Annotated in this window: 18 protein-coding genes and 1 pseudogene; 15 read left to right on the forward strand and 4 right to left on the reverse strand. The window is 70.4% G+C overall.

Annotation, left to right across the window (positions count from 1 at the left end; translation table 11 throughout):
• The first annotated feature begins 26 nt into the window (after positions 1-26).
• The 3 genes from ACIQ6S_RS05780 to ACIQ6S_RS05790 are packed head-to-tail and all read left to right on the forward strand — an operon-like array spanning position 27 to position 1,582.
• A complete protein-coding gene (locus tag ACIQ6S_RS05780) occupies positions 27-689 on the forward strand; it encodes a MotA/TolQ/ExbB proton channel family protein (RefSeq protein WP_397607539.1) in 663 nt (220 codons plus the stop codon).
• A gap of 32 nt (positions 690-721) precedes the next feature.
• On the forward strand, positions 722-1,138 hold the full coding sequence (locus ACIQ6S_RS05785) for a biopolymer transporter ExbD (RefSeq protein ID WP_297865588.1): 417 nt from the start codon (positions 722-724) through the stop codon (positions 1,136-1,138).
• Between the two features lie 3 nt (positions 1,139-1,141).
• Positions 1,142-1,582, forward strand: a complete 441-nt coding sequence (locus tag ACIQ6S_RS05790; protein ID WP_397607523.1) for an ExbD/TolR family protein — start codon at positions 1,142-1,144, stop codon at positions 1,580-1,582.
• Between the two features lie 96 nt (positions 1,583-1,678).
• Here ACIQ6S_RS05790 and ACIQ6S_RS05795 read toward each other — a convergent pair whose 3' ends face one another.
• Complete coding sequence (locus ACIQ6S_RS05795; RefSeq protein WP_397607524.1) at positions 1,679-2,467, reverse strand: pyridoxine 5'-phosphate synthase; 789 nt, start codon at positions 2,465-2,467, stop codon at positions 1,679-1,681.
• Positions 2,468-2,561: 94 nt separating this feature from the next.
• On the opposite strand from ACIQ6S_RS05795, the gene ACIQ6S_RS05800 reads away from it, so the two are divergent.
• Entirely contained in the window at positions 2,562-5,426 is a 2,865-nt protein-coding gene (locus tag ACIQ6S_RS05800; protein WP_397607525.1) for a diguanylate cyclase, read from the forward strand.
• A 37-nt stretch (positions 5,427-5,463) separates the two neighbouring features.
• Positions 5,464-5,574: a DUF2256 domain-containing protein gene (locus tag ACIQ6S_RS05805; protein ID WP_397607526.1), complete on the forward strand. Its 111-nt coding sequence runs from the start codon at positions 5,464-5,466 to the stop codon at positions 5,572-5,574.
• Here the strand turns inward: ACIQ6S_RS05805 and ACIQ6S_RS05810 are convergent.
• A complete protein-coding gene (locus tag ACIQ6S_RS05810; RefSeq protein ID WP_397572251.1) occupies positions 5,523-5,768 on the reverse strand; it encodes a hypothetical protein in 246 nt (81 codons plus the stop codon). The genes ACIQ6S_RS05805 and ACIQ6S_RS05810 overlap by 52 nt on opposite strands.
• A 61-nt stretch (positions 5,769-5,829) precedes the next feature.
• Positions 5,830-7,299: a cardiolipin synthase gene (gene cls / locus ACIQ6S_RS05815; RefSeq protein ID WP_397607527.1), complete on the reverse strand. Its 1,470-nt coding sequence runs from the start codon at positions 7,297-7,299 to the stop codon at positions 5,830-5,832.
• Positions 7,300-7,409: 110 nt separating this feature from the next.
• Here cls and fliE point away from each other — a divergent pair, with 110 nt between their 5' ends.
• The 8 genes and pseudogenes from fliE to ACIQ6S_RS05855 all read left to right on the forward strand — a co-directional run bounded on the left by fliE (position 7,410) and on the right by ACIQ6S_RS05855 (position 15,095).
• Positions 7,410-7,802, forward strand: a complete 393-nt coding sequence (gene fliE, locus ACIQ6S_RS05820) for a flagellar hook-basal body complex protein FliE (RefSeq protein WP_397607528.1) — start codon at positions 7,410-7,412, stop codon at positions 7,800-7,802.
• Positions 7,803-7,818: 16 nt separating this feature from the next.
• Positions 7,819-9,588, forward strand: a complete 1,770-nt coding sequence (gene fliF / locus ACIQ6S_RS05825; RefSeq protein WP_397607529.1) for a flagellar basal-body MS-ring/collar protein FliF — start codon at positions 7,819-7,821, stop codon at positions 9,586-9,588.
• The gene (gene fliG, locus ACIQ6S_RS05830) at positions 9,581-10,588 is read left to right on the forward strand and encodes a flagellar motor switch protein FliG (protein WP_397572254.1); all 1,008 of its coding nucleotides are present in this window, start codon (positions 9,581-9,583) and stop codon (positions 10,586-10,588) included. The genes fliF and fliG overlap by 8 nt, the downstream gene beginning before the upstream one ends.
• The gene (locus tag ACIQ6S_RS05835) at positions 10,585-11,160 is read left to right on the forward strand and encodes a FliH/SctL family protein (RefSeq protein ID WP_397607530.1); all 576 of its coding nucleotides are present in this window, start codon (positions 10,585-10,587) and stop codon (positions 11,158-11,160) included. The genes fliG and ACIQ6S_RS05835 overlap by 4 nt, the downstream gene beginning before the upstream one ends.
• A gap of 3 nt (positions 11,161-11,163) precedes the next feature.
• Positions 11,164-12,521 (forward strand): annotated as a pseudogene (locus ACIQ6S_RS05840) (FliI/YscN family ATPase); the annotation flags it as partial.
• On the forward strand, positions 12,518-12,964 hold the full coding sequence (gene fliJ, locus ACIQ6S_RS05845) for a flagellar export protein FliJ (protein WP_397607531.1): 447 nt from the start codon (positions 12,518-12,520) through the stop codon (positions 12,962-12,964). The pseudogene ACIQ6S_RS05840 and the gene fliJ, both read left to right, overlap by 4 nt.
• A complete protein-coding gene (locus ACIQ6S_RS05850; protein ID WP_397607532.1) occupies positions 12,961-14,208 on the forward strand; it encodes a flagellar hook-length control protein FliK in 1,248 nt (415 codons plus the stop codon). Before fliJ ends, ACIQ6S_RS05850 begins: the two co-directional genes overlap by 4 nt.
• Positions 14,209-14,234: 26 nt before the next feature.
• Positions 14,235-15,095, forward strand: coding sequence for a polysaccharide deacetylase family protein (locus ACIQ6S_RS05855; protein ID WP_397607533.1), 861 nt, complete (start codon positions 14,235-14,237; stop codon positions 15,093-15,095).
• 15 nt (positions 15,096-15,110) lie between these two features.
• Here the strand turns inward: ACIQ6S_RS05855 and ACIQ6S_RS05860 are convergent, their stop codons facing one another.
• A complete protein-coding gene (locus tag ACIQ6S_RS05860; RefSeq protein ID WP_397607534.1) occupies positions 15,111-15,629 on the reverse strand; it encodes a hypothetical protein in 519 nt (172 codons plus the stop codon).
• 155 nt (positions 15,630-15,784) lie between these two features.
• Between ACIQ6S_RS05860 and ACIQ6S_RS05865 the strand changes: the two genes are divergently transcribed.
• Entirely contained in the window at positions 15,785-16,492 is a 708-nt protein-coding gene (locus tag ACIQ6S_RS05865) for an RDD family protein (protein WP_397607535.1), read from the forward strand.
• Positions 16,485-17,486, forward strand: a complete 1,002-nt coding sequence (locus ACIQ6S_RS05870) for a stage II sporulation protein M (RefSeq protein WP_397607536.1) — start codon at positions 16,485-16,487, stop codon at positions 17,484-17,486. The genes ACIQ6S_RS05865 and ACIQ6S_RS05870 overlap by 8 nt, the downstream gene beginning before the upstream one ends.
• Positions 17,487-17,580 lie beyond the last annotated feature (94 nt).

Here is a 17,580-nt window from a genome sequence, read left to right on the forward strand (position 1 = left end):
TCGCTGATTTCAGCGTGCAGAACGCCATGGCCCACATGGGCGTCGTCAACTGGTCGGTGTTCGCCGCCCTGGTGATCATGTCGATGGTCGCCTGGTACTACACGATCATGAAGGCCATCAAGTACGCCCGCATCAACGGCCGTGCCGGCGCCGTCACCTCCGCGTTCTGGCAGACCAGCAACGCCCAGGAAGCCATCCGCTTCATGGAAGAGCAGCCGGGTTGGGAGCCGTTCTCGAAGATCGCCCTCGACTGCGCCCAGGCCGCCGCCCACCACCAGAAGTCGGAAGGCCGCCTGTCGGAAGCCCTGAACCGTTCGGAGTTCATTGACCGCGCCCTGCGCCAGGCCGTGGCCCGCGAGTCGGGTTCGCTCGAAGACGGCCAGAGCTGGCTCGCCACGACGGGCGCCATCGCGCCGTTCGTCGGCCTGCTCGGCACCGTGTGGGGCATCCTGATGGCCCTCGTCGGCCTGTCGGCTTCGGGCGAGAGCTCGATCAAGGCTGTCGCCGGTCCGGTCGGTGAGGCGCTGATCATGACCTTCATCGGTCTGTTCGTCGCCATCCCGGCGGTGATCGCGTTCAACTACTTCAACCGCAACAATCGCAAGCTGATCGGCCAGTTCGACGCGTTCGCGCACGACCTGCACGACTTCTTCGCCACCGGCGCCCGCGTGGGCGGCGACAAGCGCTGAGGGGCTGACCCCCCTCTCCGCGGAGATCCTCTATGGCCTTCAGTTCTGACACGGACGGCGGTTTCACCGAACCGAACGTCGTCCCGCTCGTCGACGTGATGCTGGTGCTGCTGATCATCTTCATGGTCACGGCCTCGGTTTCCGAGAACGTGAAAGTGGAGCTGCCGAAAGCGACGGTGGACGCACGTCCGCCGGCGCCCAAGGTGCCGCCGATCACGCTCTCCGTCCGCGAGGACGGCACGATCTTCTGGGCCGACGAGGCCCTGGCCGGCAAGGAGATGCTGGACACCCGCCTCGCCGTCGAGGCGCAGAAGGAGCCGCAGCCGGACGTGCTGCTGCGCGCCGACAGCGAAACCAAGTATGCGTTGATCCAGGACGTCACCACCCGCGTTCGCGTGGCCGGCATGCGTTCGATCAACTTCGTGTCCGAACCGGAATCGGGGAACTGAACCATGGCGTTTTCCGCAGGGGGCGGTTCCGGCCCCAAGTCCGACATGAACGTGGTGCCGCTGATCGACATCCTGCTCGTGCTGCTGATCATCTTCATGGTGACGGCGCCGACGCCGGCCTCGCAGATCAACGTCACGCTGCCGCAGCGCATGCGCGATCCGCCGCCGCCGCCGGCCACGCCGCCGCCGGATCCGGTCAAGCTGCAGATCCTGTCGTCGGGTGACATCCTGATCAACGGCACGCCGGCTCCGATGGCGACACTGGAAGACCAGTTCGCCGACATCACGCAGGTGCGCACCCAGGTGCTGAAGCCGGAAGAGCAGCCGAAGCTCGAGATCGAGGTCGATGCCGAAGCCGAGTACGAGGTGCTGGCGAAAGTGCTCGCCCGCGCCAAGAACGCGCAGATGGAAAAGATCGCGTTCGTCGACCAGGTCGCGCAGTAATCCGGGCGATGCCGGCCCGGCGCCGGCCTTCGCCCAACGCAACGCCGCCTTCGGGCGGCGTTGTCGTTTCCGGACATCGAAGGCGCGGTTGGTGCCTCAGCCGCCGGTGATGGCCCGGTAGCGGCGCACGGTCTCGGCGAGCCCGTCGACCAGCGCCTCGGCGATCAAGGCATGGCCGATGGAGACTTCGAGCACCCCGGGCACGCCGGCGAGGAAGGCGCCGAGATTGGCTTGCGAAAGGTCGTGGCCGGCATTGACGCCGAGGCCGATCGCCTGCGCCGCCTCGGCGCTTCGCCGGCAGGCGGCCAAGGCATCGCTGAAGGCTCGGCCAGCGGCTTCGCCATTTCCCTTCGCCGCACTCCCGTGCGCCCCCTCATGCGCTTCCGCATACGGGCCGGTGTAAAGCTCGATGCGATCGGCACCGGCGGCGCGCAGGCTTTCAAAATGCACCTCGCCAGCGTCGACGAACAGCGACACCCGGCAGCCCACCGCCTTGAACGCGGCGATCTGCGCGGCCATCGTCACCGGCAGCGCTGTCGAGTCGAAGCCGTGGTCCGAGGTGATCTGGCCGTCGCCATCGGGGACGAAGGTGACCTGGGCGGGCCGGGTGGCGCGAGCCAGCGCGAGCAGACCGGGGTAGCCCTCGCGCGGCGGCGCGAACGGGTTGCCCTCGATGTTGAACTCCACGCCGGCCGGCAATGCGGCCGCGATGGCGGCGACGTCCTCCGCGGTGATGTGGCGGCGGTCCGGGCGCGGATGCACGGTGATGCCGCGGGCGCCGGCGGCGACGCAGCGCAGGGCTTCGTCCACCGGAGCTGGCAGTCGGCCACCGCGCGAGTTGCGCAGCACCGCGATCTTGTTGACGTTGACGCTGAGCAGGGTCATGGCGGGCCTTCTTGAGCCTCGAAGCGTGCCCGTCGCCTCAGTCCGAGGGCAAGCCCACCCGCGCGCCGCGCCGCATGGAGGCCATAATGCGGGGATGACCCTCCGGCCTCCGCTGCGTTGGTACACCCTCCTCGTGTCGGCGTTCGCGCTGGCGGCGTCGGCGCTCGTGCAGGCCTCGGGGCTGGCCGGCGTGCCGATCAGCCAGCGCATTGGCCCCGATCAGTACCGGGCCGCGCCCTCGCTGTGGTCGGTGGCAGCCGCGCCCGGAAAGATTTACGTCGCTTCGCAGGACGGCGTGCTCGTGCACGACGGTGCGGAATGGACGACGGTGCCGCTGCCGATCGGCGTTAATGCCACCCTCGTGCGACGTCTTCCGGACGGGACCATCATGGTGGGTGGCAACGACACCTACGGCCGCCTCGAACTCGACCCGGTCCGCGGCTATCGCTACGTCGACCTGCTCGCCAGCAGCGGTTTGCCGGAAGCCGACCGCCGCCTCGGCCCGGTCTGGGAGATGCTGCAGACGCCCGAGGGCATCTACGTGCAGTCGCAGAACTTCCTGCACCTGATGCCGGCGAACGGCGCGCCGACGCGAAGCTGGCCGATGGGCCCGGACATGCGCAGCGTCATCGCCTTCGGCGGCGACCTCTACGCGCGCATCCAGGATCGCGGCCTCGGCTGGCTGCGCGACGGCAAGCTGCAACTGGTGCCGGGTGGCGAAGCCTTCCGGCGCATGCCGGTGTCCAACATCGTGGGTTGGGGCGGCAGCCGCTTCGTCGTCGCCGGCGACGGCGTGTGGCGCCTCGACGACAGCGGCGTGGAGCGCGCCCTCGCCTGGCCTGATGGCGAATTGTCCGTCTACGTCACGGTGCCGCTGGATGGCGGGGGCTTCGCGTTCTCGACGCTCGATGGCGAGGTGATCGTGGTGGATGCGGGCATGCGCTTGCGTCAGCGCGTGAAGATCGCCGACCAGTCGGTCGCGGATCTGGCGCGCGACAGCGAGGGGACGTTGTGGGCCGTCACCGACACCGAGATTGTGCGACTCAGCATGCCGTCGGCCTGGTCGATCCTCGACGCCAGCCATGGCGTGCGCGGCCTGGTGAGTGACACGACGGAGTTCGACGGCGCGCTGTGGATCACCACGGCCCGCGGCCTGTTCCGCATGACCGACGATGGCGCCGGCAGCGTGCGTTCCGAGCGCATGCCCTTCGTGCAGCTTGAGGGCTATGGCCTCATGGCGGACGAGCGCGCAATGCTGGTGGGCCATCGCGAGGGCCTGATCGAGCTGAAGCCGGGGTCGCGCGAGCCGCGCACCCTGCATGCGGGAGAAACGGTCTATACCCCGCAGCTCGTCCGTAACCACACCGATCTGGCGATCACCTACACGGACAGGGAGTTCTTCCTGCTGGCTTTCGATGAGGGCGCTTGGACGATCGCCGCCCGCTGGCCGCTGCAGGGCATGGCGATCATCGACGTGATCCAGACCGCCGAGGGCGAGTTCTGGCTGAGCGACGACCGCGGTCCACCGCAGCGTTGGCGACTCGATCTCGTCGCCCGCGAGCGCGTGGCCGCCGATGCCTTCGGTGAGGAACAAGGCCTTCCGATCGACGGCGAGGATCGCCCCAAGCTGTTCTTCATCGACGGCGAAATGAGTGCCTGGGCCAAGGGCGCGACCTATCGTTTCGATCCCGCTGGCGCGCGCTTCGAATTCTCCGAGACACCGGAGTGGATCGCCGAACTCGTGCAGCCCGGCAAGCTCAGCGTGATCGAGACGACCATGGGCCTTTTCGCGTACACACCGCGCGACCTGATGCGCCGTCCGGCGTCGACGATGGCATGGGAACGCGTGCAGATCGGCGGCTGGTCGAGCACCGGATTCGGCCCACCGCGCGTGAGCCGTGGTGGCGTATTGCGTGTGCCGGTGTGGAACGGCGTGCTGCAGTACGCCCCCGAGGGACCCGTGCTGCCCATGCCCGACCTGGCGGTGGGCTTCGACCAGCTGCTTGTGCAGGGCGACGATGGCGAGCTGCGCGCCGGGGAGATCGAACGCGACAGCCTGACGATCCTCTCCGGCCAACCGCTGCGCCTGCGCTTCACCCTCGGCACGCTCGAGTCCGGCGCGCGGTTCCGCTACCGCCTCTCGCAGATCGCTCCGACCGTTTCGGACTGGTCCGACCGCGACCTGACCATCCGCGGCCTCGATCCGGGCGAATATCTCTTCGAAGTGGAAGGCCAGCTCCCGAGCGGCCGACGGATCGAGCCCTTGCGCGTGCGGCTGCTGGTGATGCCACGCTGGTTCGAGGAACCGGTGTTGCGCGGCCTGCTGTTGCTGGCGCTCGTCGGGCTGGCGGTGTGGGTGTCTCGGGTGATTGGACGGCGCCGCGTGCGCCGAGTCGAGGGGCAGAACCGCCAGCTCGAGCAGCGCATCGCCGACCGCACGCTGGAGCTAGAGCGCGCCAACGTGCGCCTCGCCGAAATGGCCGTGGAAGACCCGCTGACCGGCACCCACAACCGGCGCGCCCTCAAGCAGGCATTGGGCCGCGAGTGGGCGCGCTGCGCCGAGCAGGGCCTGCCGCTGGCGGCGCTGATGATCGATGTCGACCACTTCAAGCGCTACAACGACCACCACGGCCACCTCGAGGGCGACCGCGTGCTCATCGAAGTGGCGGCGTTGCTGCGCACGGACCTGAGCGTGCCGGTGGAAATCCTCGCCCGCTACGGCGGCGAGGAATTCACCCTCCTGCTTCCGGGCGCGACGCTGGAAGCCGCGGCGCGTCGTGCGGAGCTGCTGCGCGACGCGGTGGAGCGCGCCCGTACGGGGGTCACGGTGAGCGTCGGCGTGGCGGTGGCCTGGCCCAGCGCGACGGACGTGCCTTCCTCGCTGATGCGGAGCGCCGACCAAGCGCTTTACGAGGCCAAGCGCCAGGGCCGCAACCGGGTGGTCTGTGCCGACACGTGAGTCGCGCCGCCCGGCCCGGCCGAGCAAGGTCTGTCCGGTGTGCCAGCGCCCCTTCGACTGGCGGAAGAAATGGGATCGCGACTGGGATCGCGTCGTTTACTGCTCGGACGCCTGCCGCCGCGCGTCGAGCGCCTCGCGCACGCGCTGAATTTCGGCGTCGTCCAGCATCCGCGACTGCGCGCGGCCCGTGGCCTCGGCGCGATCGCGCAGCAGGCGCGTGGTGCCGAGCAGCAGCAAGGCCAGCGCGGCAAGCAGGAGCAGCAGCACCACGCCGGTGCCGACCGGCAGCAGCACCGCCATCGCGAAACAGGCCAGGGCGGCCAGCAGGATCAACCACGCCATCGTCGGCGCTCCGAGGGGATTCGGCGCCGAGTCTAGCGCGCGCCGCCGATGCCCTTCGCCCTCAGAGCAGTGGGGCGAGCAGTCGCGCGGCGCTGTCGGTGTAGGCCTGCAGGCCGGACGGCTGCCAGCCGCGCGGCACTTCCTTCGATTGCTCGAGGTCTTCCGAGATCCGCGCCGCCAGCCGCGCCGCGACGCGGGCATCGCGGGCCAGCACCGACAGCTCGAAGTTCAGCCAGAAGCTGCGCGGGTCGACGTTGGCGCTGCCGATCAGGGCGATCTCGTCGTCCACCAGCAGGGCCTTGCCGTGCAGCATGCGCGGCTGGAATTCGAACACGCGCACGCCGGCTTCGAGCAGCTCCGGGTAGAAGCTGCGCGCGGCCGCGCGCACCAGGCGGTTGTCGTTGCGGCGCGGAAGCAGCAGGCGCACGTCGAGGCCGCTGAGCGCGGCGGACGTCAGCGCCAGCAGCACGGCGGCATCCGGAACGAAGTAGGGCGTCATCAGCCAGACGCGGCGCTTGGCGTTGTGCAGGGCTTCGACGTGCACGCGGTGGATCGGGGCCAGCGGGTTGTCGGGCCCGGACGGCACGAGCTGGCAGCGCACGTCGCCGATCGGCAAGGGCGGCCAGTGCATGGCTTCGCTGAACGTGCGGCCGGTGGCGTAGTGCCAGTCCTCCGCGAAGGCCAGCTGCAGCGCGCGCACCACTTCGCCTTCCATCCGCAGGTGCAGGTCGTGGAAGGCGGCGGCGGACGCGCGCTCGCTCTGGGTGTCGCTGATGTTCACGCCGCCGGTGAAGCCGGTGCGGCCGTCGATGACGGCGATCTTGCGGTGCGTGCGCAGGTTCAGCGTGGGGCGCCACAGCACGTGGCCAAGCTTCAGCGGGTGGAACCACGCCACCTCGGCGCCGGCCTCGCGCAGCGGCTGCAGGAAGCGCGGTGAACACTTCCGTGAGCCGAGGCCGTCGATGAGCAGGCGCACCTGCACGCCGGCGCGGGCCCGTTCCGCCAACAGGTCGCGAAGGCGGGTGCCGACGCTGTCCGGCTCGTAGATGTAGTACTCGAGGTGCACCGACTCGCGGGCCGCCTCGATGGCCTCGAACAGCGCGTCGAAGGTGCGTTCGCCCCCGGTCAGCAGGTCGATGGACGTGGCGCGGGTGGGCGCGTGGCCGGTGGCCGCCTCGATCAGCCGTTCCTGGCCTTCCTCAGAGGGGTCGCCGCAGGGCGGGAGGCGCGCTGCCGCCAGCGCCAGCCGGGCGCGCAGGCGCTTCAGCTTGCGCCGGTGGATGCGCTGCGGGCCCAGCCACCAGTAAACGGCCCAGCCGAGGACGGGCAGCCAAGCCAGGGCCAGCAGCCAGGCGAGGGTCGCCACCGGCTCGCGACGCTGGCGGATGATCCAGGCGGCGAGCACCAGCACGTAGCCGAGCCAGGCCAGGCCCAGCCACGGCGACGTCAACCAGCCCTCGAGGGTGCCCAGCGTGCGGGTGAGCGTCGCCAGCGCGGCATCGACGACGGGGGGCTGGGCGAACGCATCCATGCGCGCATGGTCGCATGCGGCGGAAACCCGCCGGTGGGCCGCCCCGGGCCATGGCACGGGGCTTGCACCCTTCCCGGCACCTGACCGTCCGTGGCCCGACGCCCGCTCCCATGTCCGACGCCATCTCCTCCGTCCTGAGCCAGATCCGCAGCTACCAGAGCCAGGTGGGCCAAGCCCTGCCGGGCGGCGGCCTGGGTGCCGCTGGCGGTGTCGGTGGTGTCGGCGGCGTCGGGGGAACGAATGCGCCCGCTGGCGCCGGCGGAGCCGCCGGGGTCGGTGCGCCGAGCTTCGGCGACGCCCTCGGCAACGCCCTGAAGAAAGTGAACAGCCTGCAGGCCGAAACCCGCGACCTGCAGGCCGCCTTCGAGCGCGGCGATCCGAAAGCCGACCTCGCCCGCGTGATGGTGGCCGCCCAGGCCTCGAGCGTCGCCTTCCGGGCCACGGTCGAGGTGCGCAACCGGTTGGTGCAGTCCTACCAAGACGTTATGAACATGCCGCTGTAAGGCACGGACCGAACCCATGAATGCCGTTGTCGTCCCGCAATCCCCATCGCCCCCGCCCGGCCTGATCGCCCAGATCGGCCAGGCCGGCCTGATGCGCCAGCTGTGGACGATGGGCCTGCTCACGCTGGCGATCGCCGGCGGGTTGTGGGCCTTCTTCTGGTTGCAGAAGCCGGCGCTCGTCACGGTGCAGAGCGGCGTCGATGCGGCCACCGCCGCCGAGTTCGCCGATGCCCTGCGCGGCGCGCAGATCCCCGTCGAGATCAATGCCGCCACTGGCGACGTGCAGGTGCCCGGTGAGCGCCTGCAGGACGCGCGCATGGCGCTGGCCACCGCGGGCCTGAGCGGCAGTGATGGCCCCGGCATGGCCCTGATCGAGCGCGATCCCGGCTTCGGCGTCAGCCAGTTCGTCGAAACCGCACGCTACCAGCGCGCGCTCGAAAGCGAGCTCGCCAAGACCATCAAGCAGCTGCGGCCGATCCGCGAGGCGCGCGTGCACCTCGCCCTGCCGCGGCCTTCGGCATTCACGCGCCAGCAGCAGCCGGCGGCCGCCTCGGTGGTGATCGGCCTGCTGCCCGGCCGCTTCATGAAGCCCGACGAAGTGCAGGCCATCCAGCATCTCGTCGCCAACGGCATCCCGAACCTCACGCCGGATCGCGTCACCGTCGTCGATGAATCCGGCCGCCTGCTCACCCGCGACGCCCCGGATTCCGCAAACGCCATCAGCGCGGAGCAGTTCGCCCTGACGCGCGAGAAGGAATCCTCGCTGTCGGCGAAGGTCGCTAGCCTGATCGAACCCCTGGTCGGCGTGGGCCGCGTACGCAGCGAAGTGGCGATCGACATGGACTTCGCCACCGTCGAGGAAGCGCGCGAGATCTACACGCCGGAATCCGGCCAGCTGCGCAGCGAGCAGGTGAGCGAGGAGCGCCGTGCCGAGGCCGCCGACCGCGGCGTGCCGGGCGCCACCAGCAACACGCCGCCGGGCCCCGATGCGGCCGCTCCGGCGGACCCCGCCGCCGACCCCGCGACCGGCGCGGCCGATGCCACTGCGGCCGCCGGCAATGCCGCGCCGGTCGATGGCGGCGCGAGCGAGGCGGCGAGCAGCCGCACGCGCAACTTCGAACTCGACCGCACCCTCACCCACACCCGCCAGCCGGTGGGCCGCGTGAAGCGCATCACCGTCGCCGTCGTGCTCGACAACGTGCCGAACGTGCCGGCCCCGTTGGCGGAAGGCGAAGAAGCCCCCGAGGGCGAGCCCGCGCCGTTCCGTGCGCTCAGCGCCGATGAGATCGGCCGCATCGAGGCGCTGGTGAAGCAGGCCGTCGGCTTCAATGAGCAGCGCGGCGACGTCGTCACCGTGGTGAACGCGCCCTTCGTCGTGCCCGAGCCGCTCGAGGACATCGCGACCCCGATCTGGGAGAACCCGCTGGTGTGGCAGATCGGCCGCATCGCCATCGGCGCGCTGCTGGTGCTGCTGCTGATCTTCATGGTCATCCGCCCGGCGATGAAGCAGCTGCTGGCCGTTCCCGTCCGTAACGCCGACGAGAACAGCCCGGCGTATGCTGCCGATGGCACCCCGCTGCTGCCCGGCAGCGCCGGTGCCGCGGGGCAGGCTGCGCTGCCGCCGGGGGCTCCCGGCACGGCGCTCGCGCTGCCCGGGCAGGCCGGCGCCGGATTCGCGCCGCCGACCAGCATCGAAGGCAAGATCGAGTACGCGCGCAATGCCGTCAAAGAGGATCCGCGCCGCGTCGCCCAGGTCGTGAAGGAATGGATGGCGAACGATGCCTGACAAGAAGAGCGAATTCAGCGGCGTCGAGAAGGCCGCGATCCTGATGCTTTCGCTCGGCGAGGTCGAAGCCGCCGAGGTGCTCAAGCACATGTCGGCGAAGGAAGTGCAGAAGGTCGGCCAGGCCATGGCCGGCGTCGGTGCCGTCTCGCGCGAGCAGATCGAGGCCGTGGTCGGCGAGTTCGCCACGGCGCTCGACAAGCAGACGTCGGTCGGCGTCGGTGCCGATGACTACGTGCGCAAGGTGCTGGTGCAGGCCCTCGGCGAGGACAAGGCCGGCAGCGTCATCGACCGCATCCTGCTCGGGCGCAACAGCTCCGGCATGGAGATGCTGAAGTGGATGGACCCGCGCGCGATCGCCGACCTGATCCGCAACGAGCATCCGCAGATCATGGCGATCGTCATGTCACACCTCGAGCCCGACCAGGCTGCCGAGACGCTGAAGAGTTTCCCCGAGCGCGTTCGTGCCGACGTGGTGCTGCGCGTGGCCACGCTCGACAACGTGCCGCCCGTAGCGTTGAACGAGCTGAACGAGGTGATGGAGAAGCAGTTCGCGGGTTCGCAGAACAGCAAGGCCACCACCATCGGCGGCATCAAGACCGCGGCGAACATCCTCAACTTCGTCGAGACCGGCCAGGACCAGATCATCCTCGGCGCCATCGGCAAGGTCGACCAGGCGCTGTCGGACCAGATCCAGGACCTGATGTTCGTGTTCGACGACCTCGCCGGCGTCGACGACAAGTCGATGCAGGCCATCCTGCGCGAAGTGCCCGGCGACCGCCTGCCGCTGGCCCTGCGCGGCGGCTCGCCCGAGGTCAAGGAGAAGGTGCTCAAGAACATGTCGCAGCGCGCCGCCGCCATCCTCAAGGAGGACATGGACGATCGCGGCCCGGTCAAGCTCAGCGATGTCGAGGGCGCTCAGAAGGAAATCCTCGCCATCGTCCGGCGTCTTGCTGACGAAGGCACCATCAGCCTCGGCGGTGCGAAAGAGGAGTTCGTGTGAGCGACGCCGCCGCCCTCTGGCGCGTGCCGGCGCTCGACGCGCCGCCGCCGCCCAAGCCGCCTTCGATCGACGAGCTGCAGCGCATCGAAGAGTCCGCGCGCAAGGAAGGTTTCGAGGCCGGTCGCCGCGAAGGCATGAAGACCGGCGAGGCCGAGGTGCGCAAGCTGGTCGCGCAGATCGAAGGCGTCGTCGAAGCCATGGCACGGCCGCTCGGGCGCCTCGATGACGAGGTGCATGCAGCGCTCGGGCAGATGGCCGTGCGCATTGCCGGTGCGCTGATCGGCCGCGCCTACGAGGCCGATCCGGAGCTTCTGGCGCAGCTGGTGCGCACCGCCATCGATGCGGTCGGCCCCGGCCAGCGCGACATCGAACTGCGCGTGCATCCCGAGGACGCCAAGGTGCTGCAGCCCTGGTTGCCGCAGTGGCCGGATGCCCGCGTCATCACCGACGCGCAGCTGGCGCGCGGCGACGTGCGCATCCATGGCGACGGCGTGCGCATCGACGCACGCACGGATTCGCGCCTGCAGGCGGCGCTCGCGGCCGTGCTCAATCCGATGGGCAGCGGCGCATGAGCACCGCCACCGGCCAACTGCTGGCCTCGCGCGACGCTCGGCTCGCGGCGCGTCTGTCCACGCTCGAACCGCAGCTCGATCGCCTGGGCACTGTGCGCGAAGGCGTGCTGCGTCGCGCCGTCGGGCTCACGCTGGAAGCCGAAGGCTGCGAAGTGCCGCTCGGCTCCGCCGTGCGCATCGAAGCCCAGGGGGGCCAGTTCGTCGAGGCGGAAGTCGTCGGCTTCGCTGGCGACAAGACCTTCCTGATGCCCACCACCGACCTGCACGGCCTGCTGCCGCGCGCGCGCGTGGTGCCGGGCTGGGCGCGCGGGCGCGTGGCGGTGGGCGAGGGCCTGCTCGGCCGCGTCATCGACAGCGATGGCCATGCGCTCGACGGCCGGCCGCAGCCGCGCCCCGACGGCTACACCGGGCTCACCGGCGTGCCGCTGAACCCGCTCGCTCGCGAACCGATCACCCAGGGCCTCGATGTCGGCGTGCGCGCGATCAACGCGATGCTGCCCATCGGCCGTGGTCAGCGCGTCGGCCTGTTCGCTGGCTCCGGCGTGGGTAAATCGACGCTGCTGGGCATGATGACCAAGTACACGCAGGCCGATGTCGTCGTGGTCGGGCTGATCGGCGAACGTGGTCGCGAAGTGCGCGATTTCGTCGAGAGCACGCTCGGCCCCGCCGGCCTGAAGCGCGCCGTCGTCGTCGCCTCGCCCGCCGATCGTCCGCCGCTGGCGCGCATCCATGGCGCGCTGCGCGCCACCGCCATCGCCGAGCACTTCCGCGACCAGGGCTTGAACGTGCTGCTGCTGATGGATTCGCTGACGCGCTTCGCCCAGGCGCAGCGTGAGATCGGCCTCTCCATCGGCGAGCCGCCCACCACGCGCGGCTACCCGCCGTCGGTGTTCGCGCGACTGCCAGCGCTCGTGGAGCGCGCCGGCATGGGCCCGGCCGGGCGCGGTTCGATCACCGCGTTCTACACCGTGCTGACCGAAGGCGACGACCAGCAGGAACCCATCGCCGACGCTGCGCGCGCCATCCTCGACGGCCACATCGTGCTCGATCGACGCATCGCCGATTCCGGCCTCTACCCGGCCATCGACATCGAGCGTTCGGTGTCGCGCGTCGTCACCGAGATCGCCGACCTCGCCACCCGCGAGCGCATCCGCCGCTTGAAGCGGCTGATGGCGGCGTATTCCGCGCAGCGCGACCTGATCGCCATCGGCGCCTACCAGCGCGGCGCCGACCCGCTGGTGGACGAAGCCATCGCCCGCTGGCCCGCCATCCAAGCCTTCCTCGGCCAGGACGTGCACGAAGGCGCCAGTCTCGAATCGAGCAAGGCCGCGCTGGCCCAGCTGCTGGAGGCCAGTCCGTGAATTCCAAGCGCCTCGACCCGTTGATCCGCCGTGCCGAGAGCCGCGAGGACGCGCTCGCCAAGGAGCTCGCCAAGCGCGTGCAGGCGCACCAGCAGCAGGCGCAGCGCCTAGGGGATCTCGAACGCTTCCGCGGTGAGTACGAAGCCCCGCCGGTGCCCGGCACCGCCGTCTCGGCGAGCCAGTTGCTCAACCGCGCCGCCTTCCTCGCCAAGATCGACGACGCGGTGGTGACGCAGCAGAAGCACATCGCCACCAGCGAGGAGGCGCTGTCCATCGAGCGCACGCGCCTGCTGCTCGCCAGCCGCGACAAGCTGGTGCTGGAGAAGCTTTCGGCGAGCTACCGCAGCGTCGAGCTCAAGGCCGAGGAGCGCCGCGACCAGAGCGTGCTCGACGACCTCGGTGCCCGCGCGCACCGCGAACGCCAGACCAAGGACACGCCATGACGCTGCCCAGTTTCTCCGCCGCGCTCGGCGCGCCTTCGACGACGCCGATGCCCGCCCTTGCCGATGGGCCGCTGGCCGACGGCACCGGCGCAACGATTGATGCCGCGACGGGCGGCTTCGCTGCCGTGCTGGATGAAGCCGCGGCGAGCCTCGATGCGCTCGCCGCCAGCGCGCTCGAGGGCGCGATGCCTGTCCTGCAGGCGCTGCCCGAAGTGCCGGTACCGACGCTTCCTGCGGCCGCTGCGATCGCGACGGCGCTCCCCACGACATTGGCGACGACACTTTCCACCTTGGATGCGAGCGCGAGTCCGGCAACGCCCAGCGATGCCGGCCTGGACGCCGCGGCGCCGGCACCCGGTTGGCCGCCGCCGGGCCTGTCCTCACTGTTTCCCGGTAGCCCCGTGCTCGCTGCCCAAGCGTGCGCGCAGGCCGCGGCATCGACGCTGGCCTCGGCGCGTGGTTTTGCGCTCAGCGCCCTGCTCCCCGAAGCCGTCGATTCGCGCCTGCCGGACAGCGCCAGCCCCTCGCCCGCCACCGGGCTCGCGCTCGACAAAGGCGTGGCATCCACGGTGGGCGCCGCCGCCGCGATGCCCATGCCTCTCGCGAACGCCGCCGGCCCCGATGCCTTGGCTGCCGCGCTGGCGCGCCAGCCGGCCACGCTGCGCCTGCCCGTGGCCGACGACAGCGATACGTCGGCGCTCACCGCCCTCACTGAAACGCTGGGCCTCGAGCGGGCGCCGGACGCCGCGCCGCTTGCGCCGACGTCGCCTACGCCGGCTCTGCACAAGCTTGATCTCGCCCAGGCCTTCCCGGCGCCGGTGCCGCTGCCCTCACCGCGCTTCGCCGAAGAGGTGGGCGCGCGCCTGCAGTGGATCGCCGAGCAGCAGGGCGGCGAAGCCACGCTGCGCATCAGCCCCGATGGCCTCGGCCCGGTCGAGATCCGTTTGAAGCTCGACGGCGATCGCGTCGAGCTCGGCTTCACCGCCACCCAGCAGGACACCCGCCAGGCCCTGCAGGACGCCCTGCCGAAGCTGCGCGAAATGCTCGCGCAGCAGGGCCTGCAGCTGGGGCAGGCCGACGTCGGGCAGAAGCACGCGCAGTCGTCGAACGAGGACGCGCCGAAGAGTGCGAATGGCTTCGCAGGCGACGATGAGGGCGACGCGATCGTGCTTGCCGGCACCCAGCGCGAGTCGAACGTGATCGTGGGTCGAGTCGGTCGGGGCGTTCTGGATCTCTACGCCTGACATTGGGGCGGGGGTCATCGAGCCCTATGCCCTTACAATCCGGGCTGAAGCCGTTCTGCGCACTGCCCATGCACATCCTCGCTTACCATGCCGGTCTGATCGACGGCCCGGACTACGCCCAGAACGACCACGTCGCTTTGCGCGAAGACTTGGAGGTCATCGCGCACTTGGGCTTGCGCGTGCTGCCATTGCAGACCGTCGTCGATGCACTGCTCGGCCGTCGCGACTGGTCGACGTTGGATGGCGCCGTGGCCCTCACCTGCGACGACGGCACCGCGTTCGATGCGCTGCCCGGCCGCGAGTACGGCGCCCACGGCCCGCAACCGTCGCTGCTGGGTGTTCTGCAGGCCTGGATCGATGAAGACCCGGCCTCGCGTTCCCAGGCCAGCCTCACCAGCTTCCTGATCGCCTCACCCGAGGCGCGCGCCGCCATGGACCGCCATTGCCTGTTCGACCGCAACGACCTCGACAGCGACTGGTGGGCGGCGGCGCAGGGCACCGGCCACATGGTGTTCGGCAACCACAGCTGGGACCACAACCATCCCATCCTGCCGCCGGAGGAGGCGCTGCCGCTTTCGCGCGGCGACTTCTTCGCCGTGGACGACGAGGCCAAGGCGGACTACGAGATCGCGCAGGCCCAGGCTTTCCTCGCCGAAGCGCTGGGGCAGCGGCCGACCTGCTTCGCCTATCCCTTCGGCCATGTGCCGGAGTTCCTGCGGTCGACCTATCTGCCGCGCCGCGGCCCGGAACTGGGCCTTGAAGCGGCGTTTACGACGGAGACCGGCCGCGTGCGCCCCGACAGCGACCGCTGGGCATTGCCGCGTTCCGTGTGCCGCTGGCACTGGAAAAGCCCCGCGGAGCTCGAGGCCCTGCTGACGGCCGATTGATCGGCCAAGGGTCGGCTAGAACGGGCCGATGGCGTGAAGCTCGCGGACGATGGCCGCGCGGCGTTCTTCGCTCAGCGGCTTGTGCCATTTCACGATGAGGTGCGGGTGATGCGTGGTCTCGTAGCCGACGCTGGCATGCACCTGCGAAGCCCGCGCGTCGCCGCAATAGCCGCCGAAGGCGTCGCAGCGGTCGGCGAACTTCCGGAACCCGAACAGCTGGGTGTGGGCCAACAGGCCGCCCGCCTCGTTCACGAGCGCGCGCTCGGCCTCGCTCATCAGCGCGAAGCCGCGGCCATCGGTGCAGCCGCCGCCAGCCAGCATCAAGTTGTCGCGCCAAGGGCGGAAGTGGACGTAGGACAGGGGCACGAGGTGGTGCTCGGTGTGCCGGTAGAACGCCACGATGTGATGCGGGAAATCCGGTGCCGACTGGCGGAACTTGCGCTGGAAGATGTGCTCGGCGAAGGCTCGCCCGTCATCGACCTCGCTGATGAGGATGAACGGTGCGAGCCGTTCCACGTAATGCTCGGGGCTCATGGGCGGCAGGATCTCGCGGCAGCAAGCGAAGGCGCCACAGTGTGCCCCAGACCTGCGCGTTGGCGGGCTGGCTGCTACAGTCCCGACGACCCCCCCACTCCGCTTTCGATGGACCGCCCGCTCCCTCCCGCTCCCTCATCGCCCCGGACGCCGCGATGAGTGAAGCCCCCCCGCTCGACACCCTCCGCCAGGTTGAAACGCCGGAAGGCGTGGCCTTGGTGCTGCGCGCCGCCGGTGCGGTGCCGCGCGCGCTGGCCTGGCTGATCGACCTCGCCGTGCGCGGCACGGTGTACTTCAGCGCCGCGACGGTGCTCGGCATCGCTGGCGAGACCGGCGCCGGCGTGATGCTGTTGCTGCTGTTCGTGCTGACCTGGGGCTACCCGATCCTGTTCGAAGTGCTCTGGCACGGGCAGACGCCCGGCAAGCGTGCGCTGGGCCTGCGCGTGCTGCGCGGCGACGGCGCGCCGGTGGGCTGGCTGGCTTCGATCACGCGCAACTTCCTGCGCACGGTCGACATGCTGCCGGTGCTCTACGGCGCGGGGTTGGTGAGCATGCTGGCCGACGCGCATTCGCGCCGCCTCGGCGATCTCGTGGCTGACACCGTCGTCGTCTATGTCGATCCGCCGCGCCGCCCGAGCGTGCTGCCGCCCGGCGAGGTGCAGCGCTGGCCGGTGCCGCTGGGTGTCGAGGAACAGCAGGCCTTGGTGGCCTTCGGCGAGCGCAGCCGTGCCTTGAGCGTGGCGCGGCAGAACGAACTCTGCGAGCACCTCTCGCCGGTGACCGGCCTGCAGGGCGACGCGGCGCGCGAGCGCGTGCTGGCGGCGGCGCGCTGGTTGGCTGGACGGAGCGCGGGTGATGCGTAGGCAGGAGCCCTTCGTCGCCCACCACGCTGGGGAATGGGCGCAGCTCGCCGACTGGCTCGACCGTCGCGAATCCGATGCGCCGCTGAAGCGCCCGCCGCCCGAGGCGGGCGTGCTCGCCGATGCCGATTTCCCCGCGCGCTACCGCCGCGTGTGCCAGCACTTGGCGCTGGCGAAGCAGCGCGGCTACAGCCCGGCCGTGGTCGAGCCGCTGCAGGGGCTGGTCGAACGCGGCCACCGCCAGCTGTATCGCCCGCCGCGCCCGCGCTGGCGCGCGGCCTGGGACTTCGTGCTGGCCGGCTTCCCGCGCCTCGTGCGCAAGCACGCCGGCTGCATGGCGCTCTCGGCGGCGCTGTTCCTCGTGCCGTTGGTGGGCGTGTTCACGCTGCTGCAGTACCGCCCGGACGCCGCGTGGCTGCTGTTCGACGCCTCGATGCTGGCGCAGATGGAGGCCATCTACGACCCAGCCGCCGAGCGCTTCGGCCGCGATCGCGGTGCCGATGGCGACTTCCAGATGTTCGGCTACTACGTGATGAACAACATCAGCATTGGTTTCCGCAGCTTTGCGTCCGGCCTGCCGGCGGGCCTCGGCGCGCTGTACGTGATGGTGTTCAACGGCGTGATGATCGGCGGCGTCGCCGGGCACCTGCACGTGTCCGGTTACGGCGACACCTTCTGGCGCTTCGTCGTCACCCATGGCGCGCCGGAGCTCACCGCCATCGTCATCGCCGGTGGCGCGGGCCTGCGCATCGGGCTATCGCTGATCGCGCCGGGCCGGCTGCGCCGCCGCGATGCGCTGGTCGAGGCTGGCCGCGACGGCGCCAAGCTCTGCCTCGGCGTGTTCGTGATGCTGCTGCTGGCGGCCTTCATCGAGGCCTTCTGGTCGTCGAAGTCGGACCTGCCGGATCTCGTGCGCTTCCCGCTGGCGGCGGCGCTGTGGGCGGCCATCTTCTGGTGGCTCGCGATGGGCGGGCGAGGGCGCAGCGATGCGGATTGACCGCCTCGGCATCGCGCTGCGCGCGCGCACCTCTTGGGAGGCCGTCGATCTCGGCATCGCCTTGGCACGCCAACACGCGCGAGTCTGGGTCGGG

It is taken from the genome of Silanimonas sp., from assembly GCF_044377035.1.
In the GTDB taxonomy this organism is placed as follows: domain Bacteria; phylum Pseudomonadota; class Gammaproteobacteria; order Xanthomonadales; family Xanthomonadaceae; genus Silanimonas.